This is a genomic window from Roseivirga spongicola, from assembly GCF_001592965.1.
GTDB lineage: Bacteria > Bacteroidota > Bacteroidia > Cytophagales > Cyclobacteriaceae > Roseivirga > Roseivirga spongicola.
The window spans coordinates 393924-420047 of sequence record NZ_LRPC01000012.1 but is presented as its reverse complement, the minus strand read 5'-3'; the positions used below and the strand labels follow the sequence as shown (position 1 = coordinate 420047).

The 26124-nt window shown below is 40.0% G+C and carries 23 protein-coding genes; 10 read left to right on the top strand and 13 right to left on the bottom strand.

Translation table 11 applies throughout. The annotated features are described in order from the left end of the window. Positions 1–10: 10 nt before the first annotated feature. The 3 genes from AWW68_RS09780 to AWW68_RS09770 all read right to left on the bottom strand — a co-directional run bounded on the left by AWW68_RS09780 (position 11) and on the right by AWW68_RS09770 (position 2609). Positions 11–1408 carry an alpha/beta hydrolase family protein gene (locus tag AWW68_RS09780; protein WP_084375643.1) on the bottom strand — a complete coding sequence of 466 codons (1398 nt, stop codon included), beginning with the start codon at positions 1406–1408 and terminating at the stop codon, positions 11–13. A 99-nt stretch (positions 1409–1507) separates the two neighbouring features. Then, complete coding sequence (locus AWW68_RS09775; RefSeq protein WP_157717599.1) at positions 1508–2095, bottom strand: hypothetical protein; 588 nt, start codon at positions 2093–2095, stop codon at positions 1508–1510. Between the two features lie 19 nt (positions 2096–2114). Next, on the bottom strand, positions 2115–2609 hold the full coding sequence (locus tag AWW68_RS09770; RefSeq protein ID WP_068220113.1) for an RNA polymerase sigma factor: 495 nt from the start codon (positions 2607–2609) through the stop codon (positions 2115–2117). A 164-nt stretch (positions 2610–2773) separates the two neighbouring features. Between AWW68_RS09770 and treF the strand changes: the two genes are divergently transcribed. Next, the gene (gene treF, locus AWW68_RS09765; RefSeq protein ID WP_068220110.1) at positions 2774–4273 is read left to right on the top strand and encodes an alpha,alpha-trehalase TreF; all 1500 of its coding nucleotides are present in this window, start codon (positions 2774–2776) and stop codon (positions 4271–4273) included. A gap of 52 nt (positions 4274–4325) precedes the next feature. Here the strand turns inward: treF and AWW68_RS09760 are convergent, their stop codons facing one another. The 4 genes from AWW68_RS09760 to AWW68_RS09740 all read right to left on the bottom strand — a co-directional run bounded on the left by AWW68_RS09760 (position 4326) and on the right by AWW68_RS09740 (position 7641). Continuing rightward, complete coding sequence (locus tag AWW68_RS09760) at positions 4326–4637, bottom strand: hypothetical protein (protein WP_068220107.1); 312 nt, start codon at positions 4635–4637, stop codon at positions 4326–4328. A 132-nt stretch (positions 4638–4769) separates the two neighbouring features. Next, the gene (locus tag AWW68_RS09755) at positions 4770–5417 is read right to left on the bottom strand and encodes a response regulator transcription factor (protein WP_068220104.1); all 648 of its coding nucleotides are present in this window, start codon (positions 5415–5417) and stop codon (positions 4770–4772) included. Between the two features lie 4 nt (positions 5418–5421). Continuing rightward, positions 5422–6207 carry a sensor histidine kinase gene (locus AWW68_RS09750; protein WP_084375642.1) on the bottom strand — a complete coding sequence of 262 codons (786 nt, stop codon included), beginning with the start codon at positions 6205–6207 and terminating at the stop codon, positions 5422–5424. 684 nt (positions 6208–6891) lie between these two features. Next, the gene (locus AWW68_RS09740; RefSeq protein ID WP_068220095.1) at positions 6892–7641 is read right to left on the bottom strand and encodes a hypothetical protein; all 750 of its coding nucleotides are present in this window, start codon (positions 7639–7641) and stop codon (positions 6892–6894) included. Between the two features lie 467 nt (positions 7642–8108). Here AWW68_RS09740 and purL point away from each other — a divergent pair, with 467 nt between their 5' ends. Continuing rightward, positions 8109–11804: a phosphoribosylformylglycinamidine synthase gene (purL, locus tag AWW68_RS09735; protein WP_068220092.1), complete on the top strand. Its 3696-nt coding sequence runs from the start codon at positions 8109–8111 to the stop codon at positions 11802–11804. An 83-nt stretch (positions 11805–11887) separates the two neighbouring features. On the opposite strand, the gene AWW68_RS09730 is transcribed toward purL, so the two are convergent. The 3 genes from AWW68_RS09730 to AWW68_RS09720 all read right to left on the bottom strand — a co-directional run bounded on the left by AWW68_RS09730 (position 11888) and on the right by AWW68_RS09720 (position 13654). Next, positions 11888–12370 carry a hypothetical protein gene (locus AWW68_RS09730; protein WP_068220088.1) on the bottom strand — a complete coding sequence of 161 codons (483 nt, stop codon included), beginning with the start codon at positions 12368–12370 and terminating at the stop codon, positions 11888–11890. 255 nt (positions 12371–12625) lie between these two features. Beyond that, positions 12626–13060 (bottom strand): sialidase/neuraminidase family protein, encoded by a 435-nt coding sequence (locus AWW68_RS09725; protein WP_157717598.1) that lies wholly within the window; start codon positions 13058–13060, stop codon positions 12626–12628. A 120-nt stretch (positions 13061–13180) separates the two neighbouring features. Continuing rightward, positions 13181–13654 carry a hypothetical protein gene (locus AWW68_RS09720; RefSeq protein WP_068220082.1) on the bottom strand — a complete coding sequence of 158 codons (474 nt, stop codon included), beginning with the start codon at positions 13652–13654 and terminating at the stop codon, positions 13181–13183. Positions 13655–13926: 272 nt separating this feature from the next. On the opposite strand from AWW68_RS09720, the gene AWW68_RS09715 reads away from it, so the two are divergent. Genes AWW68_RS09715 through AWW68_RS19930 form a run of 4 tightly spaced genes read left to right on the top strand, consistent with a single transcriptional unit; the run spans position 13927 to position 17664 of the window. After that, positions 13927–14379, top strand: coding sequence for a hypothetical protein (locus tag AWW68_RS09715; protein ID WP_157717597.1), 453 nt, complete (start codon positions 13927–13929; stop codon positions 14377–14379). Positions 14380–14408: 29 nt separating this feature from the next. Further along, on the top strand, positions 14409–16775 hold the full coding sequence (locus AWW68_RS09710; protein ID WP_157717596.1) for an ATP-binding protein: 2367 nt from the start codon (positions 14409–14411) through the stop codon (positions 16773–16775). Beyond that, positions 16768–17406, top strand: coding sequence for a response regulator transcription factor (locus tag AWW68_RS09705; protein ID WP_068220073.1), 639 nt, complete (start codon positions 16768–16770; stop codon positions 17404–17406). The genes AWW68_RS09710 and AWW68_RS09705 overlap by 8 nt, the downstream gene beginning before the upstream one ends. Positions 17407–17418: 12 nt before the next feature. Further along, positions 17419–17664: a tyrosine-type recombinase/integrase gene (locus AWW68_RS19930; RefSeq protein WP_157717595.1), complete on the top strand. Its 246-nt coding sequence runs from the start codon at positions 17419–17421 to the stop codon at positions 17662–17664. A 219-nt stretch (positions 17665–17883) separates the two neighbouring features. On the opposite strand, the gene AWW68_RS09700 is transcribed toward AWW68_RS19930, so the two are convergent. Together AWW68_RS09700 and AWW68_RS20475 are read right to left on the bottom strand one after the other, a co-directional pair. Continuing rightward, positions 17884–20523, bottom strand: a complete 2640-nt coding sequence (locus tag AWW68_RS09700; RefSeq protein ID WP_068220070.1) for an N-6 DNA methylase — start codon at positions 20521–20523, stop codon at positions 17884–17886. Next, a complete protein-coding gene (locus tag AWW68_RS20475; protein ID WP_221405986.1) occupies positions 20520–20843 on the bottom strand; it encodes a DUF6471 domain-containing protein in 324 nt (107 codons plus the stop codon). The genes AWW68_RS09700 and AWW68_RS20475 overlap by 4 nt, the downstream gene beginning before the upstream one ends. 450 nt (positions 20844–21293) lie before the next feature. Between AWW68_RS20475 and AWW68_RS09690 the strand changes: the two genes are divergently transcribed. The 4 genes from AWW68_RS09690 (at position 21294) to AWW68_RS09675 (ending at position 25493) form a co-directional block, all read left to right on the top strand. Beyond that, positions 21294–21959, top strand: coding sequence for a helix-turn-helix domain-containing protein (locus AWW68_RS09690; protein WP_068220066.1), 666 nt, complete (start codon positions 21294–21296; stop codon positions 21957–21959). Between the two features lie 269 nt (positions 21960–22228). Further along, positions 22229–24070 carry a PLP-dependent aminotransferase family protein gene (locus AWW68_RS09685; protein ID WP_068220063.1) on the top strand — a complete coding sequence of 614 codons (1842 nt, stop codon included), beginning with the start codon at positions 22229–22231 and terminating at the stop codon, positions 24068–24070. Between the two features lie 386 nt (positions 24071–24456). Beyond that, positions 24457–25110: an oxygen-insensitive NAD(P)H nitroreductase gene (gene nfsB, locus AWW68_RS09680; RefSeq protein ID WP_068220060.1), complete on the top strand. Its 654-nt coding sequence runs from the start codon at positions 24457–24459 to the stop codon at positions 25108–25110. A gap of 5 nt (positions 25111–25115) precedes the next feature. Next, entirely contained in the window at positions 25116–25493 is a 378-nt protein-coding gene (locus AWW68_RS09675) for a nuclear transport factor 2 family protein (protein ID WP_068220057.1), read from the top strand. A 65-nt stretch (positions 25494–25558) separates the two neighbouring features. Here the strand turns inward: AWW68_RS09675 and AWW68_RS09670 are convergent, their stop codons facing one another. Continuing rightward, a complete protein-coding gene (locus AWW68_RS09670) occupies positions 25559–26038 on the bottom strand; it encodes a c-type cytochrome (protein WP_068220055.1) in 480 nt (159 codons plus the stop codon). Between the last annotated feature and the right edge of the window lie 86 nt (positions 26039–26124).

The following is a 26124-nucleotide window of genomic DNA, read 5'->3' as shown; positions in this document are numbered from 1 at the left end:
CAAACACTACTTACTTGATCTGTCCTTGAATCCACTTACTTACCAAGTTCAATACTTGTGGAGACATAGTTTCTTCAATTGAATTATATTCATTCATCTCACCAGTTTCCGCATCTTGAAATAGGTGATTCTTCCCCTCTAGCAACAGCACTTCATAACTTTCTGTCTTGCCATTCTCTAGTGCTTTCTCCAGACCCGACTTATTTGGCTCTGGAAATACTTGAGTATCCTTCTCTCCAAAAAGAGCCAAAACAGGGCATTTCACCTTCGAAAACATATCGGCTGGATTATAATTATAGAAGTACCTAGCCCAAACCGTGGTTCGTTGTTCAACCAAACTTTTCAATATCGCAGCTTTATCTGCATCTGGCGGAACAGACTGATTAAAGAACGTAGATGCCAAATAGTACTCAGAAAGCTCCTCTCTAATACTTTCCAAATCACCTTCTTTTGATGCAATATCTAGGGCACCTTTTATAAAGTCATTGTATTGATCAAGGTTCGGAACAAGGTTTCTAACCTGATGTAAACCTTGCAACCTATTGGTTTCATAACCAGAGACTCCAGTTCCTGCAAGAGACACAATAAATGCAATATCTTCAGGATGCTCTACAGCCACTATAGGCGCGATAATTCCACCTTCACTGTGCCCAACAAGACCTATATTGCTTTTATCGATGTCATTTCTAGACTTCAAAAACTCAACCGCAGCCGATACATCTGTTGCAAAATCGGCTGTTGTAGCTTCAGCATAATTACCTTCAGACTCATTTACTCCTCTGTCATCGTATCGCAGTACTGCTATTCCATTTCTGGTCAGGTAATCGGCCAAAACCATAAACGGTCTATGTCCAAAGATTTCTTCATCCCGATTTTGAGGACCACTTCCTGAAATGAGAATCACTGCAGGTGATGGCTTTGAAACTTTGGGCAAGGTGAGCGTTCCGGCCAACTTAATTTTCGCCTTTTTATTCTCGAACTTTACTTTTTCGGCCAAATAAGGCAAGGGCAACTTTGGTTCTTGCGGACGCTTTTTCTTTACTTCTGGAAGCAGAGCTCCTTTGGAAAGATTCAGAGGCAGCATATTCACTCCTTCCTTAAAATGCCCTTCGAAAGTTTGATTGGATGGATTATAAGTGGCTTTATATTGCCAGCCATTATTACTTCCATCAATCAACAATTCTCCATTGGCAAAAGTGGTCTTACCCGCTTTCATATTTCTGAGGTTTCTAGCAGGAATAGCCATACTCCCTTCTAGCCCACTTTCACTTTCCTGAATGGTAAAAATGAAACCTATTTCGGTTTCACCAGCTTTAAGTACTCCCTTCCAGTCTCCAGTAATCTCTTGTGCCGACACAAGGACTGAGAAAAGAATAAGTAGTTTGATTGTTATTAGAGTTTTCAACATGATATTTTGATTTAGATTTTTGACATAGGGGATCTGGCAAAGCTTTCACTTTGAATATTAACCCATTGATTTTATGTGATTTAGATAACTACCTGAACTTTATAGCCCTGTTTCTACATTGCCCTGTTCCTGAAACTGAAGGAGCTTTTTTCGCACAGATTCGAGGCTACGTTTTTGAGAAACGTAGAAGGTTTTATGCTCCCAACGAGCAGCGAAATAGCCTAGAATAAAGAAGAGCGTAACTAATAACCCTTTCCACCATTCACTGGCCTCATTGAACACGCTGAGTACGGCAAAAACCGACACAGTCAGGTATAACCATCGGCTCGATTTTGACAAAGCTACTTGATAGCTAGCGTTGGCAATAGCCTGATCGATATCGCCTAGCATGGTATTCTCGAATCCATTTTGCCAAGACATTCTCTTTCTTCTCCCTAAAAAAATTGCACCTGCCACTACTAACATAATACCCGACAAGACCAGAGACGGAAGTTCATAGTTGGCCTTAAAAATCATTGCAGACCAAATTATTCCACTAGCAAAGAGTAAACTAAAAATCAATATACCTTCCATCTTACTCGCATTTCTAGCAGCTTTATTCCTTTTACTAATTACTCTGTTATGAAGAGCTTCCTCATCTATAGCATACATTGCTACATTGCTCTGAGTATCCCATATTTTTTTCATTTCATCGAATTCCATTGTTCTACATCTTTTTAGATTGTTCGGTGAGATGTTTTTTGATTCTGTTAATCTTCACACCCACATAACTTTCAGAAATACCTACAATCGAAGCCATTTCTTTATAGCTAAAGCCATCGAGCATGAGCAGACAGAGAGAGCGATCAACCTCATCGAGCTTTTGAATTTGCTCATACAACCAAGCCAATCTTTCATCTGGCTTTTCTTCTACAGGTTGAAGCACCTTAATGGCTTCTTCGTCTGACTCTCTTTCTTGTTGCTTTCTTACTTTTAAGCTCCACTTAACCGCTCGATTTAAAGCAATTCTGTAAATCCAGGTAGAAACTGCGCAGTTGTTCCTGAAATTTGGAACCGACTTCCATACGTTCACAGCAATCTCCTGAAACAAGTCTTCTTGGTCTTGAGGCACGGCACTATAAGAGCGAACTATTTTAAAGAATATGCCCTTATGCTCTTGGAGCCAGCTTTCAAAAATTTGTTGTTGCTGTGAGTTTGTCATTTCAATCAGTCAACCCATTAGTACCAACCAAATGAAGATTTATTACAGACTAGAAATTTTTAATTAAAAAATTGCTCAAAGCTGGTCTTTATTCGTTTGTATAAAAGATTCTTTTTCCGCCATTCTTAAATGACGGGCATTGAGCAGTAAAACCAGTAGTTACCATGAATAAACTTATTTTTTCTGAGAAAGACTTTCAAGAACTGTTTACGGACTTACATGCTTCTGGCTTGTGGCTCGATGGCAAAGAGCTTTCCGATGCTGTAACTATTGAAAGCCCAGAAGAAATTCTTACAACCTATCGGAAACAAAAAAGCAACAAGAACTTCGACCTAAAAAAGTTCTTTGAAACATACTTTTACCCTGCTCCAACCAGAGAGGTAAACTATCAAAGCGACACTTCGAAACCTGTAGAAGATCATATTGAGAAGCTTTGGCCTATTCTTTCTAGACAACCAGAAGAGCAAGAGTTTTTCTCTACCCTTATCCCTCTGCCCCACCCATATGTGGTTCCTGGAGGACGGTTCAACGAAATCTACTATTGGGATAGCTATTTTACCATGCTTGGCCTGGTTGAAAGTAGGAGAATTCAGTTGGTAGAAGATATGGTGAAGAATTTCTCTTATATGATTGAGAACTTTGGTTTTATACCGAACGGCAACCGTACTTACTACTTAGGCAGGTCTCAGCCTCCGTTTTTCTCTTTGATGGTTGCCCTTCTGGCCGAACAAAAAGGTGATGATAGCATTGTGGAGTTTCTACCTTCCATGGTCCATGAATATGAGTTTTGGATGGAAGGCTCAGAAAGTCTATCCAAAGAAAAACCTCATCACAAGCGAGCAGTGCTTCTTTCGAGTGGTGAAATATTGAACCGCTATTATGACAATGTGCATAGTCCAAGGGCAGAAATGTACCAAGACGATGTAGACTTAATTCGTGAAAAAGGAAGTGATGGAGAGCAAACGCTTCTCAACATTAGAGCAGCCTGCGAATCTGGCTGGGATTTCAGCTCTCGCTGGTTTGAAGTCCCCAATGAATTAGGGACTATTCGAACTACAGACTTGGTTCAGGTAGACCTCAATTCTTTGCTTTATCATTTAGAGCAAATGATTGCTAAAGGCTATAGAATCAAAGGTGAAGAAAAAGAAGCCAACATGTATTTAAGTTTGGCCGAAAACCGAGCCAAGGCCATCCAGAAGTATTTCTGGAATGAAGGGTCGGGCTTTTACTTCGATTTCAACCACCAATTAGGTGCACAAGCTTCTAGCATTACGGCCGCAGCAACTTTCCCACTTGCCTTAGGTATTGCTTCTAAAGCTCAAGCCGAACGAACTGCTCTTGTTTTAGAAAACGAACTTTTAATGGAAGGTGGTTTATTGACTACAAACTACCAATCTGGCCAACAGTGGGATGCTCCAAATGGATGGGCGCCTTTACAATGGATGGCTATTTGGGGCTTAAGGAACTACGGCATAAATGGTCTGGCTAATCAAATTAAAGACCGTTGGGTATCTCTTAACATCAAAGTGTTTAAAAACACTGGCAAGCTGATGGAGAAGTACAACGTAGTAGACACCTCTTTACTGAGTGGTGGCGGAGAATACCCAGTACAAGATGGGTTTGGATGGACAAATGGAGTTTTATTGAAATTATTGAATTCATAAGAAAAGGCCACTTAAGACAAGTGACCTTTTGATATTACCGGTTTAGTTGAGTTTATTCTTCTTCATTGTTAGCATCTGATTTTGGAGGATTTTTGAGTCCTTCCTCAATAGCCGCCTTTTCCTCTTCTGGGGTCATTTTAGGAACTGGTTTCATGTTTTCTAATTCAGTCTTAATTCCAGCATACATTTCTTCAGTAATATAATCTGGAGCCTCTGCCTCCTTTACCTGTTGTTCAAGGCTAGGCGCCTCTACTGATTCCGGGGCATTTTCAAGGCTTTTAAGAAAGTCGTCTTTAAGTTCTTGAGTTGGTAAGCTGTCTAAAATGAAGTTTTTATTAGCCTCTAGACTCTGTTTGATGGCCATAACTGTGGTGTTTTAAAGTTTTACTTAAATTTTAAATAAGTTAGAATATTTTTGATGGCTTTCCCAAAAAAACCATTGACTTATACAATAGAACTTAACTATAAGTCTATAACAGAGCGAAAAAAGGCTTCTTTAGACTTCAATAATGCCCTCCTTGATAGCCTTAACAATTAGCCCAGCCGTATTTTTCACCCCTAATTTTTCAATTAGGTTCTTTCTGTGCCCTTCTACCGTACGATGACTAATAAAAAGCTTCTCCGCAATTTCCTTAGCTGTATACTCTTGACAGATTAACTCTAACACCTCTATCTCTCTAGTGGTTAGCGTTTCAGTATCGTTAAGGGTAGGCTTTTTCTTAGACTGGCCCTTTAAGCCCGTCAACATTGCTTGAGAAACCATTTTATTAAAGTAGAAACCCTCCTGAATTACACTAGATATAGCCTTTCGAAACTCTTCTGGACTAGTATCTTTAAGCAGGTAGCTATTAGCACCCAACTCCATTAAATAGGCTACCATTTTAGAGTCGCTATGCATGGTAAGTATAATGATGCCGAGGTTTGGAAACTTTGGCCTCAGCTGCTTTAAAGCTTCTAGCCCATCTACCTCTGGCATATCCAAATCTAAGAGGAGTACATCTGGTTCATGATTCTCCATTTGCTCTAACAACTCTTTTCCGTTAGATGCTTCGAAAACTACTTCCAAATCATCCATCTGATCCATTAGAAAGCGTAAGCCTTCTCTGAAAAGTTTGTGATCATCGGCTATAGCAATTTTAATCATGTGTTTACGGTTTTAACTTTGATTTCAAGACTACTTCAAAGCCTTGTTCTTTCTGTTTAATATTCATCTCTCCCTGCATCAGGCCTATTCTACTCCTAATATTTTGCATTCCTAAACCGCTAGCGGTATCACTTTCAGGAGTTAGCCCCTTACCATTATCTGAGTAAGTTAGCCAAAGTTCTCCTTGCAGTGTTTTCAAGTCTAAAACTATCAAAGTAGCATCGGCATGCTTAAGCGTGTTATTGATTAACTCTTGAACTATTCTATACCAATTTAATGAGTACTCAGCATCTGGTTCTGTTGAAAGAGAGTGCTTAAATTCGATCTTAATCTGATCGCTTTGATTTATTTTATCTACAACATTAAGAATAGCTTCAACTAGTCCAAGTCTTTCCAAAACCACTGGCCTAAGATCGTGAGAGACCCTACGTACGGTGGTCATTGTCTCTTCCAGTAAGCTAAAGGCTTTACTTTTAATTTCGGCAAACTTCTCCTCCTGCGTATTCCTATCTAAATGTTGAAAATAGAGTTTAGTGGTAGTTAACAAGGCGCCAACCTCATCATGTAAATCTTTTCCGATTCTGTTTCTTTCTCTTTCTTGACTTTGAAAGTTGGCCCTAAGCAACTGCTGTTGGTAATCGGCCTCTTTCTGTTGGTGACTCTGTTGCTGTCTCAACAACCTCCTCTGATACACTACAAAGAAAATTACAATACTCAGGGACAGTAGAAACATGCCCAGCATGGAGCCTATGAGAAGTTGTTCAGCACTAATCGGGGAGGTTTCACCCATAAGGCTATTAGATAAGATGTAACTAAAACTAGATTAAAGAAAACATTTAAAATCGAAACGATCACAGTGGCCAACTTTTCTTCTTCCAAAGACCTATAAGACACCTCCAAATTTGAGAAAACTAAAAGAAAAATTAAAATTGTACTTGAATAATACATTATCACACCTGAAGTAAACCAAAACACAGGCTCCTTCTCTAATGACTTAAACTGGGTTTGCTTTAAAAGGGAGTAGAAGTAAGAGAAACCAAACATTATAAAGACACCACTGATAACAAAAATCCCATTGGATGGCACAGTCTTTAAATCTTGTATAAATAGGCTATTGACAATAAAAAAACTAAAACAAACGCCTAATAAAAGATTGAAAAAACCTCTAAAAAAAATCTTCTCTAGTTCGGCCTTATAGAGCCTCCATGTTAACCAAAATATTAATGGTACATAGACATGAAAAACCCACGCATTATTATGATCAGTGGCTACACTTCTTACTATCTTGGAGGCCAAATGATTAAGACCGCTAAGTAAAGTAATATAGAATATAAGGACTTGTGGCTTATTCAATTTTTTGAAAAAAATAAGTCCGACTAAAACAGGCACGAATACATACCAGCCATAAATGGCCACCATTAGACTTCTAGTAGACTCATTGAATAATTCACTCATCCTTATACATCATCAAAGATCACAAATCTCCGTCTGGGCAAGTTGGAGGACATGGGTCCACAAAGTCTAGGTATGTAGAACCTGGATCATCCTCATCTGTAGTACCTTCTAACATTGGAGTATAAACTTGAATCAACGGCACAAAAGGAACCATTTGTCTTGCCGCATCTCCGTAATTCACACCGTAGTGTACAAGTAAGCTTTTCTCGGTAGAGCAAACTTTCTTCATTACATCAATATCATCTTGAGGTATAGTAAAGCTCAATACTCTTCTCGGTCTACGCAAAAACAACTCAGAGCCATGTGATTTAAAGTTGTTGTTTTCCATCTCTACAAAAAAGATGGCATTCATTTCAAAATAAGAGATATTGGCCCAATTACAGCAAACCTCATTTTTATAATTAACCGACTCTCCCATTCTTGGCTGAGTTGGTCTATAGTTAGAAGAGATGTAAGTCAGAAACCTATCGCCATCACCCTTGATGTAGGTTTTCTCGTTTCCTAGTCTAAACTCCCAAAAAACCTCCGCATGTTGCGTATTCTCATCAATACCCAACACTAAAGAGAGTCCATCAGAAGGAGAATCTCCTAATTTTTTAATAGAATCCATGAATTCTTGCGTAATAGCACCGAAGTCTCTAGCGGTAATTCTGTCGTACTCACCCTCTTGTTCATTAAATACTTCAAAAGAGGAAATAATGTGTTCTTGCCTTTGTCTTTGCCAGTTAGTCTTAATAAGCGTGGCTTCTTTCTCTGAAATAACTTTCATGGTTGAGATGTTTGGTTATAGTTGAATCTGATTTTTATTGACTGTGGGTGCTATTAATATTGATGCTTAAATATAGTTTCAATTCATAGTGGCCTCAAAGTTCTTCGTCAATGAAAATTAAAGCCCCATCCTTTTCAGGACAGGGCTATGTTTCTCTCAATTATAATTTATCGCTCCTAAAAGGACCGACATGGCTGTATGTGTGTTATTCGTGCGTATTCATCATTGAGAGAAACTCCTAGTCACCTAGACCAGAACTGTTAGACTGTGATTCAAAGGTGGCAGGTTTTGAATTGGTCTAGCAGAGCCAATTTACCTGTTCTTTACAAACACGTATTTTTACGCATATCGATTTTCAGGCTTCTATGCTCAAGACAAATGACAAATCATGGTAAACTAGCTGCACTTAAACCCAAATCTTTTTCTAATTTTGCGCGGGTAATTCGTACCCAAAAGCAATCGCTCAAATGATTCAGTTTTTTGATGCCGGACACGGCAAAATCTACGCTGTAGGTCTCTCTCAGGAACTTCCTCAACAAGATATTCCCAAACTACTTTGGCTCTTCGGAAATGCCAAAACCATAGACAGTCAAACCCTTAATGGGAATTTTATTGGCCCAAGAAAAGAGATGATTACCCCTTGGAGTACCAATGCGGTAGAAATAACCCAGAATATGGGCATTTCTGGAATCCAGAGAATTGAAGAGTTCGAACAGGTGGAAAGCGACAATGTGGCCTATGACCCCATGCTCCAGGTATTGTATAAGTCGTTAGATCAAGATCTTTTCACCATCAACGTTGAGCCAGAGCCAGTAAGGTATATAGAAGATATTGCCACCTACAATACGGTGGAAGGACTAGCGCTAAGCGAAGAAGAAATTGATTACCTAAAAGATGTTAGCCTTCAATTGGGTAGAAACCTAACCGATGGTGAAGTATTCGGTTTCTCTCAGGTGAATTCAGAGCACTGTAGACACAAAATATTTAATGGAGTTTTTGTAATCGATGGGCAAGAAATGCCATCATCGCTGTTCAAGCTGATCAAGAAAACTTCACAAGACAATCCTAACAAGCTAGTTTCTGCCTATAAAGACAATGTTGCCTTTATTGAAGGCCCAGTTGTTGAGCAATTCGCACAAAAGACACAAGACAAAGCCGACTGGTTTGAAACTAAAGATTTTGAATCGGTAATCTCTCTAAAGGCTGAAACACACAACTTCCCTACTACAGTTGAACCATTTAATGGTGCTGCTACTGGTTCTGGTGGGGAAATAAGGGATAGAATGGCTGGTGGAAAAGGATCTATGCCTTTAGCTGGTACCGCTGTTTACATGACTTCTTACTCTCGTTTGGAGGAAGGAAGAGAATGGGAAGCCAACATGCCTGAGCGCAATTGGTTATACCAAACCCCAATGGACATTCTGATCAAGGCATCTAACGGTGCTTCCGATTTCGGTAACAAATTTGGTCAGCCACTTATTGCTGGTTCTGTACTCACTTTCGAGCATGAGGAGAACGGAAAGAAGCAAGGCTTTGACAAGGTGATCATGATGGCTGGCGGAATTGGCTATGGTAAAAAAGATGATGCCTTAAAAGACACCCCAGAAACTGGCGATAAAGTAGTGGTGATGGGAGGCGACAACTACCGCATTGGAATGGGTGGTGGTGCTGTTTCTTCTGTAGACACTGGTGAGTTCTCTTCTGGTATTGAGCTAAATGCCATCCAGCGTTCCAATCCAGAAATGCAGAAAAGGGTTTACAATGCCGTTCGAGCCATGGCCGAAATGGAGAAAAACCCAATTGTTTCAATTCACGATCATGGTGCCGGTGGACACCTTAACTGTCTATCTGAGCTAGTGGAAGAAACTGGTGGAGTAATAGATGTGAAGAAATTGCCTGTGGGCGACCCTACCCTTTCTGACAAAGAGATTATCGGTAACGAGTCTCAGGAGAGAATGGGGCTTGTGATGAAGCAAAAAGACATTGACTACATCCAAAAAGTAGCTGAGCGTGAAAGAGCTCCTATCTATGTGGTGGGCGACATCACTGGTGACCATAAATTCAAATTCGAGAATAAAGAAACTAACCAGCACCCTATCAATTGGGACTTGGCGCACATGTTTGGTTCTTCTCCAAAAACCATTTTGGAAGACAAATCGGCCAAAGCCAATTACGCTGAGGTTACTTACGATATTAAGAAACTGCAGGAGTATCTAAACGGAGTTCTTCAGCTGGAAGCTGTCGCCTGTAAGGACTGGTTAACCAACAAGGTAGACCGTTGTGTAACTGGTAGAGTGGCTAAGCAACAAACTGCAGGACCAATTCAGTTACCTCTGAATAACGTAGGTGTAATGGCGCTCGATTATCGTGGTGAAAAAGGAATTGCCACCACCATTGGTCATGCACCTGTTTCAGCCTTGATTGATCCAGTTGCTGGTTCTCAGCTTTCTGTGGCTGAATCGTTAACAAACATCATCTTCGCTCCTATTTCTGATGGCATTAAAGGTATTTCCCTATCTGCTAACTGGATGTGGCCAGCGAAGAACGAAGGAGAAAACGCCAGGCTTTACGAAGGTGTTAAAGGGCTCTCTGACTTTGTTTGTGAATTGGGAATCAACGTTCCGACTGGAAAAGATTCCATGTCGATGACGCAGAAATACAAAGACGATGTGGTCTATGCCCCAGGAACGGTTATCGTTTCTGCCGTAGGCGAAGTAAGCGACCTGAAACAAGTAGTTGAGCCTGTACTTCAACCTAACTTTGAGTCGACTTTGCTTTATGTCGATATGTCGGGTGATAGCTTCAAGCTTGGAGGTTCATCTTTCGCTCAGGTAGTGGGTAAAATCGGAACCGAAGCACCAAGCATTAAGAGTGCTAGCAACTTTGCTGCAACCTTCGACTACATTCAGCAATTAATCAAAGAAGGTAAAGTATTGGCCGGTCACGATGTATCTGCTGGTGGTTTAATTACTGCATTGCTCGAAATGACCTTCGCTCAAGTAGACTTGGGTATTTCAGCCGACTTAAAAGACATTAAAGGTGCTGATGATATCTCGGTGTTCTTCTCAGAAAAACCAGCTTTAGTACTTCAGGTTGCTAATTCAGATGTAGATGGAATTATAAGCCAACTCCAGACACTAGGCTCTGGGCACTATGTACTAGGGAGCCCAATTGGAGAACCAATTCTTTCCGTTCAGACCAACACGCAAAGCTATTTGCTAGACATTGAGTCATTGAGAGACACTTGGTACAAAACCTCCTACCTGCTAGACCAAAAGCAGTCTGGTAAGGAGCTGGCTACCGAGCGTTTTCAGAACTATAAAAAGCAACCACTTCAGTTTAAATTCCCTGAAGGTTTCAGCGGTCAATATGAGGCGCTAGGGCTAGACCCGAATAGAAAGTCTTCTACCGGAATCAAAGCAGCCATTATTCGTGAAAAAGGAGTAAATGGCGATAGAGAAATGGCCTATGCCATGCACCTAGCTGGTTTTGATGTAAAAGATGTTCACATGACTGACCTGATTGCAGGTCGTGAAGATTTGAGTGATGTAAACTTCATTGCATTCGTAGGTGGGTTCTCAAATTCAGACGTATTAGGTTCTGCCAAAGGTTGGGCTGGCGCCTTCCTTTATAACGAGAAGGCAAAAGCTGCGTTAGACAACTTCTATGCACGCGAAGACACCATTTCACTAGGTATCTGTAACGGTTGCCAGTTGATGGGCGAACTCGGTTTGCTCTACCCTGAACACAAAGTACATCCGAAGTTAGACCACAACATTGCTCATAAGTTTGAGTCTGGTTTTGTGAACGTTACCGTTCCTGAAAATAACTCTGTGATGCTTGGTTCACTAGCTGGTACAAGACTGGGTATTTGGGTAGCACACGGTGAAGGCCGTTTTAGACTACCAGAAGCTGAAAGCGATTACCATGTAATTGCTAAATACAGCTACGAGGCTTACCCTGCTTCTCCTAACGGATCTGACTACCATGTAGCAGGTTTGGCCAGTAAAGATGGACGACACTTAGCGATTATGCCTCACTTTGAGCGTTCTATCTTCCCTTGGAACTGGGGTAATTACCCTGCGGAGCAAAAAGCAGACTTACTAAGCCCTTGGATTCAGGCATTTATCAATGCTAAGAATTGGGTAGCTGAGAAGGTGTAAAATGAAACAGGCCTTAATGATACATTAAGGCCTGTAAGAGAAGCCATGGTGAAGATCATGGCTCTTTATAATTCTCCTCTATCTTAAGCATTCACGGTGATCTGAATAAGTCTAAAGGTAGATCCGCCAGAGGTAACGAACGGGATTGATTTTTCAAATTCGGTGCCGCTCACCTTAACACTGTACTTGTCACCATTGACTAGCCACAACTCAAATTCATCGTTGGTTGTAATTTCTGCAGTAGATGAAGGATTGCTCGGATCAACTAGCTTAAAACGCTCGTAATCTTGAGGGGCATTCATAGTAGTGAGTGCCATAGGTGAATAGCCATTGTAACCAGAAAGGTAAGCCGAATCATATCGTTCGCTGCTAAACCTGACGTAATCACCAAACTTTATATTGGCTGTTGAACTGTTGTCACTCACTAGCTCAGTTTTCCACTGCTCATTTATATTAAGCCATGGTTTTGTCATGCAAAGGGTTTGTTTTTTACTTCCGTTTGCGCTTATGAAATTGCAGTATTCGGAAGACTGAATCGCTACTACCTGTTGATATTGAATTTTCATGTTTATTGGGTTTAAATTACCTACTCTTAAGGCTTTTCGGTTTCCGCCTTCCAGGTCTTTACCTTCTGGAAAAGGCCGTTGTTTTTAAGTGGGTTCTGCTCCACATTTCATATCTCATTAAATCACAGGGGCCTCACATTGGCATCTGCTTTAAGATTTAAGAAGATCACTACTCCTTCATTGAAAGGTTGACTGAAACATACAATCATTCAGGAGTAAAGACACTCAAAGCTGAAGAGTTTGCTTGCGTGACCTTCAATTGATCTCTAATGGAGGAATAACCATTTGCGATTCTCCATTTAGATCTAAGAAGCTAACTAAAACAGCCCCACCGCCAGACATGTTAGGCGCATGCTTAGTAAAAGCTCCATCCACTGGTTGAACCTTACAAAAAGTATCTCCACCGTCAATAGAAACCGTGTAACACAGTCGGTTAGAGCTATCATTAGCAACCCATGCTATGAAAAGTCCTTCACCTATACTGGCCACAGCGGGCATCTGACCTGATGTAGCATTGGTGACAGGGATTTCTGGACTCCAAGTCTCCCCCGCATCCATACTTTTTCTGATAAAAACCTGTCCATCCGTATGGATTCCGGCAATTACGAATTCATCCGGATTAGTGTAAGTCAAAGTTGGTAATGTACGTTGGGAGTTTGTTGGTAAATTTCTAATTGGAAAAAAAGGCATGTTTATTAAAGTTTAGTTTTGTGCCTACTCATAAGGTTTTTCGGCATACACCTTCCCAATTAACCTTCGGGAAAAGGCCGTTTTTTCAAGTGGGTGCTGCTCCACATTTTGTCTGAATGTTTATTTTTTCTCCATACCTGTAAAGAAGTACTTCACACTAGTCCCACCTTGTCGCAAGTCTACGAAAAGCGAACTTTCCGAGGAGTCAACAAAGTTTCGTACTAAAGCGATCTGACCATTCACTTTGGTGAAAAGTGTATTCGAAGACAAAACCATTTCACCATGAATCATCAATTTGGATGGAGCTGGAGGGCTCACCAAAACCGCACCAGGCAAAGCTCTACCTGTTAAATCAGTTGGTGTCAGATTGCTTCCTGAGTCGATTTCAAGAGAATAAGCTGACAGGTTATTCTTAGGCGCGCTTTCAACCAGAATATTGAGTGGCTCGCTACCTTCGATTGATCGCAGCGTAACCCTGTCAGGGGTAAAAGCTACCACTTCCAAAACAAAAGGCTTCGCACCTTCTTTACTTTCTTGCATTGCATGAATGGGTTGTCCTTCTCTCCATTCACCAAAAAACTGTCTTAAGTCCATTGTAATTGTATTTGTTTATTGTGCTCTACTCTGTTCAGGATTTTCGAGATACTCCTTTTGTCGCTGTTGACATTTCAAAGGTGAAGGATTAAAAAGAGGGTTTGATACCACCAAATGCGAATATTAAAAGTACTCCTATGGGGCTAGGCAGTGGTATTTGATGAATACCCCCATGGGGGTAGTAGTAAACCGGGCGGCTCTTCTATTTTTGATGTATCATTAACACCAAAACCAAAATAATTATGAGCAATTCTATCAAAATAGGATCCAAAATGAAGAAGCTTGCTTCAGTCAATATTACCTACAATACCATATCAGCAGGCAATAGTGTAGGGGTTTATCCCTCTTCTGAAGATAAACTATCGCTTTCACACCTCATATTAAAACCGCTTTCACATTTTCGTTTCAAATCACCAACTGAATCAAATGCAGGCAACTATGAGCTCAACATCAACGTGCTCGCAGATACACATCATTTACCAGATGAAAACAACTTTGTAGAATGTAAAACAGTAGGTAAGAACATTCTAGTGTTCCTTAACTTCAGCCAAATTGGTGATGCCATTAAGAGCACAAATTACCTCAATTATCGTTTCTGCATTGAGTTCAACGAGTCTTACAACAGCTTTATCAAAGGAAAAGAGATAATCATTGTTACCGCTTCGGGAGATCCTGAAGAAGGTGACGCTTCTAAAGTAATTGTGGAAGACGAAGACGAAATATGATATAATCTCATAATTCATTAACATTAAAAGTGAACTTATCAAAGTTATATTTTCATATAACACTATTAATCATCGGGGTAAGCTTAACTCGAACTGTACTTGCCCAGGACATTCCCGGGCAGGTTACTTTGCTTCAGCAGAAAGCCGAAAGTCTAGCTCAATCACACCCCGACTCTACTTTTCTTTTGCTAGAAAAGGCAGAAGAACTTAGCCCGAAAAGAAAGCTCAAGACAGTAATGGCGGTAAACAATTGGCTCAGAGCTAAGACCATGTACCTTCAGAAAGACTATGACAGCACCATCTATTACGGCCACCAAGCTATAAACCTTGGCAAAGAGACTCAAGACCATATAACACTATCGGCCATCCACAATTTGCTGGGAGTTCTAGCCAAAAGACAAGGCCAATTTACAAAGAGCCTTGGTCAATACGATCAAAGCATGGTTTATGCACAACTTGCAAAAGACTCGGTCACCTGGGCCAAGGCCCTACAAAACATGGGAAATGTGTATAGACAAATAGGACAGGCTGACAGAGCTTTATATTATTTCGAACAGAGTATAGCTATCAAAAAGCTCTTGGGAGACCCACTTTCTACAGCTAAGACCACACTCAATCTGGGCAACTACTATTTCGCTGTTGGTGAATTCCGAAAGGCCATTGATTATTACCAGCGTACAATACCGCTTTATGAAGAAGCTGAGTATAATGAAGGAATCGGCCGCTTGGCCAATAATCTGGGAGCAACCTATTATAAGTTGGGCTTTTATACTCTTTCAGCATCCCACTATGTTAAGAGCCTAAAAATTTACGATTCACTGCAACTTGATGATATGCGCATCAATACTCTAATCAACCTTGGGGTAGTATTGAAAGATTTGGGCAGAACCATTGAGGCAAAAGACTATTATGAACAGGCCTTGAAAAGCGAAGCAGGAATTGGGGAAATAACCACGAAAGCAAATATTTATAGAAACCTTGGAGAAGTCTTGGAGATCAACAATGAGTGGCCGAAGGCACTAGAATCTTTTCAAAATGCTGCCACCATTTATGAACAACAGCAAAGAGTACAAGATCTTTCAGAGTCTTACTTCGGAATGGCGCGTTCCTTTGCCGGTCTCAGAAAAACAGCACTGGCAGAGAGATATTTTCAAATGAGCCTAGAACTAAAAAGAGAAATCAAAGACGATCTGAACTTGGGTAAGGTACTCACTAGCTTAGCAGTATTTCAATACGAAAATGGTCAATACAACGATGCACTAAACAATTACCAGCAAGGACTCCAACTTGCTAGAAAGTACGAACTACCACAGCTATCTCGCGCCAACCTACTCGGGCTATCAGAAGTGTACGAGCAACTTGGAAGCCCTAAAAAAGCACTTGACTTTAGGCTTCAGTATGAGACTGTAAAAGACAGCCTGGATAACTTGGAAAAAGCCAGACAGATAGCAGAACTACAAGAGCAATACGAATCGGTACAGAAAGACAAACGCATTAGCGAACTGGCCTTAGAAAACGACCTAGCAAAAACAGAAATTGAAAAGAACGAGGCGATAGCTGAGCAGCAAAAAGCCAAAAAGACAACCTACTTGGTGGCTACTATCGCCCTATTTACACTGGCCTTAGGACTATTTCTTTACTATAGGCAGCGCCTTTCACTGGCCAGCCTTAAGGAAAAAGAAGAGCAGGCTAAACACCAACGCAATATAGAATCTCTTTTGGATCAGCAGCGCACCAAAAACCTAGAAGCTCGCATAGCAGGTGAAGAGCAGGAGCGCCAGCGATTGGCCAAAGACCTGCACGATCACCTTGGCAGTATACTGGCAACTGTCAAAGTTAACCTTCAAGGTATTTTTGACAGAGAAAAGTCACTGAAAGAGAACGAACAAGTACAAACAGTGAATACCCTAGTAGATAAAGCCTGTGAAGATGTGAGAGGTATTGCACATCACCTGCATATGGGCATATCCGAATCTTTTGGTCTTGTCAGCGCACTCAAAGATCTGGCTCAATCAGTATCTAGTACTAATGGCATTACCGTACAGGTAACCGCCACTAACAGTACCGATCGTTTTGACTCTAACATGGAGGTTTTTATTTACCGTATGGTTCAGGAGTTATTGAGTAATGCCCTAAAACACTCTCAGGCAAGCCTTGTCTCCATTCAGCTTACCAGTTTGGAAGAACTTGTTAGTATAATTGTAGAAGATAATGGCAGAGGATTTAACAAGGACGATGCTTCAGTCAAACACAAAGGTATTGGCTTAAAAAACCTTATAACACGTATTGAAGGGTTTGATGGAGAAATTACTATTGACAGCACACTGGGCAAAGGAACAACTATTTTGGTAGACCTACCGCTATCTACCCAACCTGAACTGACATACGATGATTAAAGTTTTAGTAGTTGATGATCACCATTTGTTTGCCCACGGGCTCAAAACTATGTTTCAGCCCAAGGACTGTATAGATATAGTGGCTAGTACTACCAACGGACACGAAGCTCTTTCCCTGCTCAAACGCCATGACGTGGATGTAGTCATCATGGACATCAGCATGCCAGTAATTGATGGCATAGACACAATGAAACTGATACAAGATGCAGGGTATGCCACTCCTACACTAATGCTCACTATGCATCAGGACATAAGGCAGATAAAACGTGCTCTGGAACATAACGCAAGAGGTTATATACTCAAAGATGCTTCTAAAACTGAACTGGTAGAAGCTATTCAGAATGTGTCGAAGGGAGAAAACTATTTTCATAAAAAGGTCAATGACCAGCTTTTTGAATTTTTGCGAGGCAACAGAGGGAGTACGGATTCAGATCTTGTCAATCAGCTTTCGGAAAGAGAAGTTGAGATAATTAAGCAGCTGTCTCTTGGTAAAAAAGGTAATGAAGTGGCGGAAGCACTATTTATAAGTCCTCATACAGTAAAAACGCACAGGCGCAATATCATGCACAAGTTAGGAACAAAAAACACAGCCGAGCTAGTTACTTTATGCCTAGAGAAAGGGGTTATCTGAATACCCGAGTGAGTGAAATATACTTTCTCAAAAGGCTCTGGATGTGCTTCGGTAGTATTTCATTCTGCTATTAGAGAATCGGGTATTAACAAATCGGTAAGTCTACATTCCCAAAGCCATAGTTTTGCAACACATCTTTTAGAAAAAGGAGTGGACATCAGGTATATCCAAGTTTTATTGGGACATAACTCAAGTCAGACCACAGAAATTTATACACATATAACACATAAGGGTTGGGAAAAATACAGTCACCTTTAGATAATTTAAACCTGGACGACTAAATTGAAAACATACGATAGCCATCAGAAATGCATGGCTATCGTGCATAAATATTAAATTATATGATTTATATCGTGCATAAAAGTGCACGATAGCTAACGTTGTGCCCCATTTAAAAAGCCAACGCTCAAACAGGCACATTTGCTTGCCCCAGCGCTAAAGGCTGACGCTTCGCAAGCAAAAGAGCCTGTTTTTTCCCTACACACTGAAGATACGATTGACAGCATCACTTGAACCTTTAACAGCATTACTTAAACTAATTCTTGCTTTTTCAGCTTGAACCGCACTGTCGATAATGTTCTGTTTTGCTTTCTTGTCCTTTGGAATAGGAATTATTATTTCATTCTTAAATATTGTCTCTCTGACTTCAGGTTGAGACGCAGTAATTGATAGATAGTAGATTTGCTTTCTGAAAAACTCTGATTCAAGAATACCCCACAATAGATATTTTTCATCTTGACTTTTCGGTCTTAGACCTATAAAGCCTGTAGTGACAAGTTGACCGTCAAATTCACTCGGAATAATTACTGTAGTTCCTCGGCTACTATTATTCTTGGCAAAAATCACATCATCTTTGCGAACCTGAAGCCTTGCTCTCGTAGGTAATGATTCAAAAGGCTCTTCACGATATTTTACAATAGTTCCATCAATTGTTACATCTCCAATTTCAAAATACTTATAGCTATTTCCACCAAAGTTTTTTTCCTGTCTCTTTTTAATCTCAGGTATAACTTCAAAGTCTCGACCATAAAAAAGATCAATTTCACCAGTATCTCTCAGTTCAAATAACTTTTCTCTCGCTTTAACTAATTCAGGAGCATAATAGAAGGCGTCCAAACGCTCTTTATTAAGTTTGTTTGGAGCAACAGTGAAAATCTGCATGGGACAACCAAGCGGTTCATCATTTGACTGATTATCGATTATTACGTCATCAATATCTTCTCCGTTTTGCCACCTTTCATAATATCGAATTATTTCACGAAGGTTGTTTCGATCAGGAGTAGGCTTTTTATGGTCGTCATGGCCAACATTGTTTGCAATCGCCATAAAGACATGACCTTGCTTTTCACCTTCACTTTTCCTCCTCAAATGAACGATTGAAGTCTTTACATTGGCCTCTGCACCGAAAAAAGTATTAAACGGCAAGGAAATCACCTGCACAAGAATAAAATTGTCAAGTAAAAAATCTCGGTATCTCTGACTTTTTTGACCGTTAATTACCGTATCATCAATAACGGTAGACAATTCGCCTGTCCCAGGTTTCAACAAATCAAAGTACCTTTCTAAGAACAGTACATTTGATTTTTCAGAATTTGTCATTTTCGTGCCGACCCTGTTCACTTTTGAGTATTGCTCTAACACAACCTTTTCATTTGGGTCTTTAGAGTCATACTTCATACTGAACGGTGGATTCGAAAGAATGACATCGAATTTCAAGTGATTTTTATTGAACTCGTCTCTTAGCTCTTTCAAACCTTGTTCTTCTTCTTTCGAAATTCCAGCCTCTGATTGAATTAACTTATCAAGGGCATCTGCTTTAAATATTTTGCTTCCACCATCTCCATGCAGGTACATATTTAATCGGGCAATTCGAGAAATTTTTGGGTTTGCGTCTATGCCATATAGGTGATTGTTCTTTGCTTCTTCTAAATATGCTTCCTTCTGTTTATCCGTTAGATTTGTTTTATTGTTTATATCCCTAACGAACTGAGCCATTGCATCAATTAAAAACCCACCACTACCACAGCATCCGTCAAAAACATAAGGAATTGATTCCTCCAGTGATTTCCCCTTGCTCACATTGATGGTTAATGGAGTAGATTCGACCATGTAATGGACAACTCCTCGTGGAGTAAAAAACTGACCTAAGCCCTTTCCTCGAACGGTGGCATTCAAGAATGTTTCAAACATTCTACCGTTAAGGTCTTCATCTATTCCATAAAGGTCAAAGTTTTGTAATTTCTTCACAACCTCATAAACTGTTGAAGCCTTTAGATTTAGACCTTCGTCTTTTTCAAATACTCTTTTCTTTTTGTTCCGTTTTATCTGCTCTTCAAGGTCTTCCTGAACTTGACTAAAAAGAATCTTATCAAAAGGATGTTCGATTCCATTCTTAGCCATCGCATCCAACCAGTGGGTTGAGAAAACAAAATCGTCTTTTGTCAATGAATCACCGTTTGAAAACTTATCATGGATTTTGTTGTCCTCTCGGATTTTAATAAACATGATTTTAGAGAACTCATAGAACGCATCTGTAGGACTGATTTTCTCTTTTTTCCAAATCAAATCATGACAGTCATTAAAAGCCTTCAACAGTGTGTGTAGCGTTGGTCTATCATGTTCAAAAACACCTTTTGTTGCCTTTGCGTGCTCAAAAGCTGAATAGGAAAGCTTAGACCTTAGTTCAATGAAACTCTCATTGTGCGGAGCAAAATCTTCAAACTTTAAGAAATGCTCAGGTTGACTGTTATCCCAAGGGTAGACAATAAGGTATAACCCATTCGTAAGAACAGTGAATATTACGGGATTCTTATCCTTAAACTTTTGGTTTAGACCAAGCGCATATGACGATACTTGATACTGATAATCTTCGATCTTTTCTGACGGTGCTTTAGCATCTATGACAATTATTGGATCACCAGCAGAATCAAACAAAACATAATCAGGCTTATACTTTTCTTTCTTAGAACCCTGACCAATGACCATTTCATCAAGGGAGCGTTTCCGCTTGACCCTATCATCAGGAAAAGAAAAATAGTTTAAAAGTCGCTCAACAAACAAAGCCTCAACATCTGCTTCATTCTTTAAATCAGTTGAATTGCAAAACAGATTTTTCATGACTTCTTTTTTAATTTTTTATATTCTACAGGATTCTCTGCAACCATGCTTATTGGCTCTTCAATCTCAAACTCATAACAACCGATAACATATAAACATTGAATAAAAAAAACAGCAGAAAAAGACCCTCGACTGATTTTATTAACAAGGCTCGTCTTGGACAATTCAACACCGATTCTATCCAACCTCTGAACGAGCTCATCATTCCCGACTCCTCGTTTGACCATCTCGGACTTCAATTTTCGCTTAACATACTCATTCCAAGGCTTCAAAATATCATATTTAAGTTTATAATCGCCAAATATGCGACTTATTATCATAAACAGCAAGTAAACTATTAAATTCGGTGATTTATACCCGCCATACACATTTCCAATTCGCTCACACCCAACGCGCTAAACAAAAATTGTAAATAAGTATGGCTAACTTTCCGAACTGAAAAAAAATAAAAACAAGCCACAATCGAGTAGACGGCCGTGAGCGATAAGCCCACGGTGCGCCTCCCGATGCCTCGGGGTACACCACCCAGCTTGTGTGAGCTACTATTTCGGTACTTTCGTTCTTCCGAATTTAGTAAGATACTGGGCGGTTCATCGAATCAGGCCTTTACTTTTTTGATAATAGCTCATCAGAATTTTCTAAGCTCTTTTTGCTAGTTTATGCCTAGTAAAACTGGTTTCATGCCATTGACGTAAGGATGTCGTTAACTTGGCGTGTTCAGCAATTATTGTTCAGAACTAGATTTGCTGAAATATCAAACATCGTTGAACATGAAAACAAAAAAGTTAGGACAGAAATTAAAGGAACTAAGAGCCACTAGAGGAATGTCTCAAGAGTATTTAGCCGAAGAATCTAGAGTGAGCCTGAGAACCATCCAAAGAATTGAAAGTAACGAATCTGAGCCTACTGGAGAAACAATAAAAAGAATTGCCAATGCTTTAGATGTGCCAATAACCGAGCTTACCAATTCTGGAGCTGTAACAGAAACAAGCGATTTAAAAGCAACAATTATCTACCTCAAGAAACAGCTTTCTAAAACCAATGAAAAACCCGAAATCAAGGTTTTTGAAAAATTCATTGTGCTTCTTGAAAGACTAAAGGATAAGGATTTAAGCATAGAGCAAACTGAGTCAATTGAAAGTTATCTTCGATACTTAGAACTAGAAAAAATCCCCTCTTTCAACAACGAGATCTATAAGCAGAAACTAGCGAAGCTAAAAAGGCACCTTAGGAGCAAGTTGGGGTTCGTTCCAAACAACCATTACACCACTTGGACAGCCAGCTTTTCCCTTTCTTTTGCCATAGCCTTCGCTATTCAATCAAACATTGATGCTTACTTAAAATTAAGTGTAGCTTCGGTGGCTCTATTCATTGTAGGTGTTGGTATTTTTATAGATATGAGAATGAGAAGACTAGAACGAACCTTTAGTTTTTGATGCCCAAGGCATGCTTATAGGCTTTGAAAAGAGAAGTTTCCACTACTTCTAGAATCTTTCGCCTAGTCTAAGCCTTGAGAATGTTTGCCATGATTATCTACTTATACCAAAAGGTTTTATTGTATCCAATAAAAGACTTCAAATCGAGAATTATAACTCTACAAATCTACTTTCTTCGTTTTGCAGCTCTATTGAACTCATATCTTTGCAGCTGGTGTTAAGCATCGGAAGACAAGCAATGAATTATACTTAAGAGTAGAATCGAACCTATGGAAAACAACAATATAAAAGCCTATTTAAGTGATGTGTTAAAAAATATGCCTGACGATTGGGTGAGGCTAACCACACATCGCCTAGATATTTATGATGAATCGAAAGCCAAAACGCAATTCATTGAACAATTCGAAGGGCTTTTCAATAATATAAATGCCAATAAAGAGTCATTGGCTGCCTTGCCTACGGCCTTCGACTATATCCGTTTAGGCCATCCACTTTCATGTGTGTTAGAGTGGGCCGTAGCTAAATTCAATAACCTGCCAACCGATGGAGTCATTAGCTTTGCTTCTTCAACCATGCCAATAATGGCCATTTTGCGCAAAAATCTATTTACCCAAAAGGCCACCAGAATTGTTTATACCGATAGCCTTCCACAGCACTTCGATGCGGAACGAATTAAAACCGTTTACGGCTACAACTTTGAATTGCAAAAGGTAGGTTCCATCAATGAAGTTTCCGCCTTTCAGGGAAATACCATTTTCCTTTGTCAGCAAGAAGCACTATTCGACATTTCTTTAACTGATGAAATAGACTTCTTTGTGAGCATTCACCCTCATTTAGGGAGTTTGATTTTAGTGAATGGAGAAGCCAACCAAGAATACATTGGTGAGATTCAACATGTTCGAAGAAGGGAATCCATCGCTATGACACCTTCTAACTGTCAAGTAGCACTGCAACTGCTGACTGAGCAACAAACTGAAGAATCTATTGCGAATCCTTCGGAACAAAAACAGGCAGTCTTGAGCTGCATTAAAGACATTACAGGCTCCAATACCAAAGCCATTGTCGGTTCTAGTGGCCTTTCCGTTCAATATGCCCTAATGATGGGACTCATTGACTATTCTCAAACAGAATATGCGGGCAAAGCCATCAAGTTTGTGGTACCTCCAAACTGTTACGGAGGCACTAACGACCAAGCAAGACGTGTTGCCGCATGCTCTGAAAACATTGAGGTTGTAGACCTTTTGGTAGACAGTGGCAATAACATGGTAGACAGCCTAGATAGTGTATTAGGCAAAATTGCTCAAGAAGATGCTGTTGCGTTTATTATAGTTGAGATTCCTACTAACCCTAGGGTTGAAGTTCCAGACTTAGAGAAGTTAAAGCAGGTACTCACAGAGAGCAGAAAAACAGCTAATGGCGAGCAAGCTGTTGATCCAGTTTTTATTATCGATCAGACATTTTGCCCGAATGTTTCTTTCTTAGGTGAAGAGGATATTCTTTCAGAAGTTAGAACCATCTCATACGTAAGCGGTTCTAAATTCCCTAGCGGAGGACTGTGTACCGCTGGTTATGGCTTAGCCAATAAAAGAGGCGCAGCGCTAATGGATAAAATCGAGGAGCATCTGCTGCTATGCAATAATGAGGCTACTGACCTTCAACTTGCGTTGCTGGCGCAGCAAATGCCTTCTATGATTCAAAGAATTGCAGATGCTTATGTGAACACTAGGGCCTTTGTGAATTTCATAAAAGAGCAACTGCCTGAAGCCAAGATTAATTTTGTGTCTGAAGAGCTGGCTCAACAAAGCTTCACTCCTTCCGTGTTTTCATTGGATCTTCCCACCAAGGGAGATACGGCTGAAGAAAGAGAAACCTACAAACGCGGTTTAAACAACAAACTCATCAACATGATGATTGGTCAAATTGCAGAAAGTAAATACTGCGTGAGCTACGGTCAGCTGAAAGGCGTTTATTGGACTATTCCGGCTACGTCTACACAAGGCACTACCAAAGAAGAAGACAAAGACTACATTGCTCGTGTATCGTGCTCTCCAAATATGGACTTGGAAAAGCACCGACAAGTATTTCGACAGTTTGTAGAAGAGATTCAGTAGCAGCAAGAGGCTATCTCAAAAGTAATGAAGCTCGTCATTTCCTGCTTCACTAGGAAGCTCAACCTATGAAGCAGGATTAGTTAGATTCTCTCGCCATTTATCGTAAATGGGGGCGGGATAGAATGTCAATTAGCTTTTGAGATAGCCTCTTTATTATTTGGCATTAAGTCTTTACAACTCCCCTCCTTCGCAGCAGCTAGCCATACTGGATTCGCTTTTTAGTAAAGTACGCCTTTCATTTCACCCTTTTGGCTAGAAAATCTCACCCAAACCCTCAGATTTCTTCAGTTTTTTTGAACCTATCCCTTTTGATAGTTATTGTAATCATATCTAACGATACTTAGTTTTGCTACTATATATTTTATAGTTACTACAAAAACAATATAATGAATATTACTGAAGCATTGGATTGGAGATACTCCACCAAAGAATTCGACCCAACAAAGAAAATCTCTGACGAAGACTTTCAAACCATTAAAGATTTACTTAGAAAAAGCCCTTCTAGTACAAACTTGCAGCCGTGGCATTTTGTAATTGCCTCTACTGAAGAAGGAAAAAACAGAGTAGCCAAAGCCACTGAAGGTTTTTATCAGTTTAACAAAGCCAAAGTGGTTAATGCATCGCATGTAGTGGTTTTCTGTACCAAAATAGATGCAGACCCAAAGCATATGGCCAAAGTGCTGGAGAAAGAAGATCAAGACGGTCGATTTGCTACCACAGAACACAAAGACGGAATGAACAACGGCCGAAATATGTTCGCCAACATTCATCGCTACGACCTTAAAGACATGACCCATTGGCTGGAAAAACAAGTTTATCTAAACATGGGCTCATTACTTCTAGGCGCTGGGCTAATGGAAATTGACGCTGTACCTATGGAAGGCGTAGATGCTAAAGCACTAGACGAAGAGTTCAACCTAAGAGAGAAAGGGTTCACTGCCTTTGCTGTAGTTTCATTAGGCTACAGGGCCGACTCTGACTTTAATGCTAAACTGCCAAAGTCTAGACTAGCAGAAGAAGAAATAATTACTGAAATATAAGAACTATGGACTCAGGCCAGAACAAGCAAAATGCTATAGCTTTCTACAAAACGGCTTATGAAGGTAACCCTCGATTGGCTGTAGAGAAATACGTTGGCTCCGAATACATTCAGCACAACCCCGATGTTGCCAACGGAACAGAAGGCTTTATTGAATACTTTGAGCGAATGCAGCGCGAGTATCCGAATAAAAGCATTGAGTTTGTTCGCTGTATAGCAGAAGGAAACTTAGTAGCTCTACATACTCACCAAGTATGGCCTGACAATGACCAGTATGTAACTATGGATTTCTTTCGCTTCGATGCTGACGGTAAAATAGTTGAGCACTGGGATTCCATCCAACAGATACCTGAGTCTTCAAAAAATCCCAATACAATGTATTAACTATTTATTGGTGATATTTCAAATTGTTGTAAATGTTAGGGGAAGTCAGAAATGGCTTCCTTTTTTTATAAGGTTCTGAAATATTCTAGCACCGCCCTGGCCTGTGCCTCAGAAAGACCCATATCAGACATTGGAGATCCGTTAAATTCCATGAACAAATCTTTCGCCAATGGATCTTCTTTGAGCATTTTCGCTGGTTCTAAAATCATATTCATTACCCACTCAGGGCTCCTTCTATCTAATACACCCTTCATGGCTGGCCCTATAAACTTATCGTTCACTTTGTGACAGATAACACAATACTGATTAAAAAGTACCTCGCCTTCCTTCGCTCTATCTAAGTCTATTTCTTCGGCCAACATTACGTCCTGTATTGGACCTACTCCCTTATTCTCCAAATCAATACGCTCAGAAGCCTTTACCTGACCGTCCTCTTTTCTTGTAGATTTATTGATATCGAAATTGTCTGTATTGTCCTTTTGACCAGAACAACTGGCTAATAACAGCCCTACAGCTAGTAAAATAAGGTTGAAAATAGTTTTCATAAGCTTCGCGTTTCAAGTTTAAGGTTCACAAGAAACTAGAAATCAGATTCAAAAAAAATCATTAACTAGAAGTCTCGAATTTTTCT

Coding starts and splice junctions, on each gene's coding strand:
- AWW68_RS09690 (WP_068220066.1), top strand. CDS start 21,294: ATGAAAACAAAAAAGTTAGGACAGAAATTAAAGGAACTAAGAGCCACT.
- AWW68_RS20475 (WP_221405986.1), bottom strand. CDS start 20,843: ATGATAATAAGTCGCATATTTGGCGATTATAAACTTAAATATGATATT.
- AWW68_RS09700 (WP_068220070.1), bottom strand. CDS start 20,523: ATGAAAAATCTGTTTTGCAATTCAACTGATTTAAAGAATGAAGCAGAT.
- AWW68_RS09750 (WP_084375642.1), bottom strand. CDS start 6,207: ATGGGTGAAACCTCCCCGATTAGTGCTGAACAACTTCTCATAGGCTCC.
- AWW68_RS09780 (WP_084375643.1), bottom strand. CDS start 1,408: ATGTTGAAAACTCTAATAACAATCAAACTACTTATTCTTTTCTCAGTC.
- AWW68_RS09770 (WP_068220113.1), bottom strand. CDS start 2,609: ATGACAAACTCACAGCAACAACAAATTTTTGAAAGCTGGCTCCAAGAG.
- AWW68_RS09670 (WP_068220055.1), bottom strand. CDS start 26,038: ATGAAAACTATTTTCAACCTTATTTTACTAGCTGTAGGGCTGTTATTA.
- treF (WP_068220110.1), top strand. CDS start 2,774: ATGAATAAACTTATTTTTTCTGAGAAAGACTTTCAAGAACTGTTTACG.
- AWW68_RS09720 (WP_068220082.1), bottom strand. CDS start 13,654: ATGGACTTAAGACAGTTTTTTGGTGAATGGAGAGAAGGACAACCCATT.
- AWW68_RS09685 (WP_068220063.1), top strand. CDS start 22,229: ATGGAAAACAACAATATAAAAGCCTATTTAAGTGATGTGTTAAAAAAT.
- AWW68_RS09760 (WP_068220107.1), bottom strand. CDS start 4,637: ATGGCCATCAAACAGAGTCTAGAGGCTAATAAAAACTTCATTTTAGAC.
- AWW68_RS09775 (WP_157717599.1), bottom strand. CDS start 2,095: ATGAAAAAAATATGGGATACTCAGAGCAATGTAGCAATGTATGCTATA.
- AWW68_RS09740 (WP_068220095.1), bottom strand. CDS start 7,641: ATGAAAGTTATTTCAGAGAAAGAAGCCACGCTTATTAAGACTAACTGG.
- purL (WP_068220092.1), top strand. CDS start 8,109: ATGATTCAGTTTTTTGATGCCGGACACGGCAAAATCTACGCTGTAGGT.
- AWW68_RS09705 (WP_068220073.1), top strand. CDS start 16,768: ATGATTAAAGTTTTAGTAGTTGATGATCACCATTTGTTTGCCCACGGG.
- AWW68_RS09755 (WP_068220104.1), bottom strand. CDS start 5,417: ATGATTAAAATTGCTATAGCCGATGATCACAAACTTTTCAGAGAAGGC.
- AWW68_RS09725 (WP_157717598.1), bottom strand. CDS start 13,060: ATGCCTTTTTTTCCAATTAGAAATTTACCAACAAACTCCCAACGTACA.
- AWW68_RS09715 (WP_157717597.1), top strand. CDS start 13,927: ATGAAGAAGCTTGCTTCAGTCAATATTACCTACAATACCATATCAGCA.
- AWW68_RS09675 (WP_068220057.1), top strand. CDS start 25,116: ATGGACTCAGGCCAGAACAAGCAAAATGCTATAGCTTTCTACAAAACG.
- nfsB (WP_068220060.1), top strand. CDS start 24,457: ATGAATATTACTGAAGCATTGGATTGGAGATACTCCACCAAAGAATTC.
- AWW68_RS09730 (WP_068220088.1), bottom strand. CDS start 12,370: ATGAAAATTCAATATCAACAGGTAGTAGCGATTCAGTCTTCCGAATAC.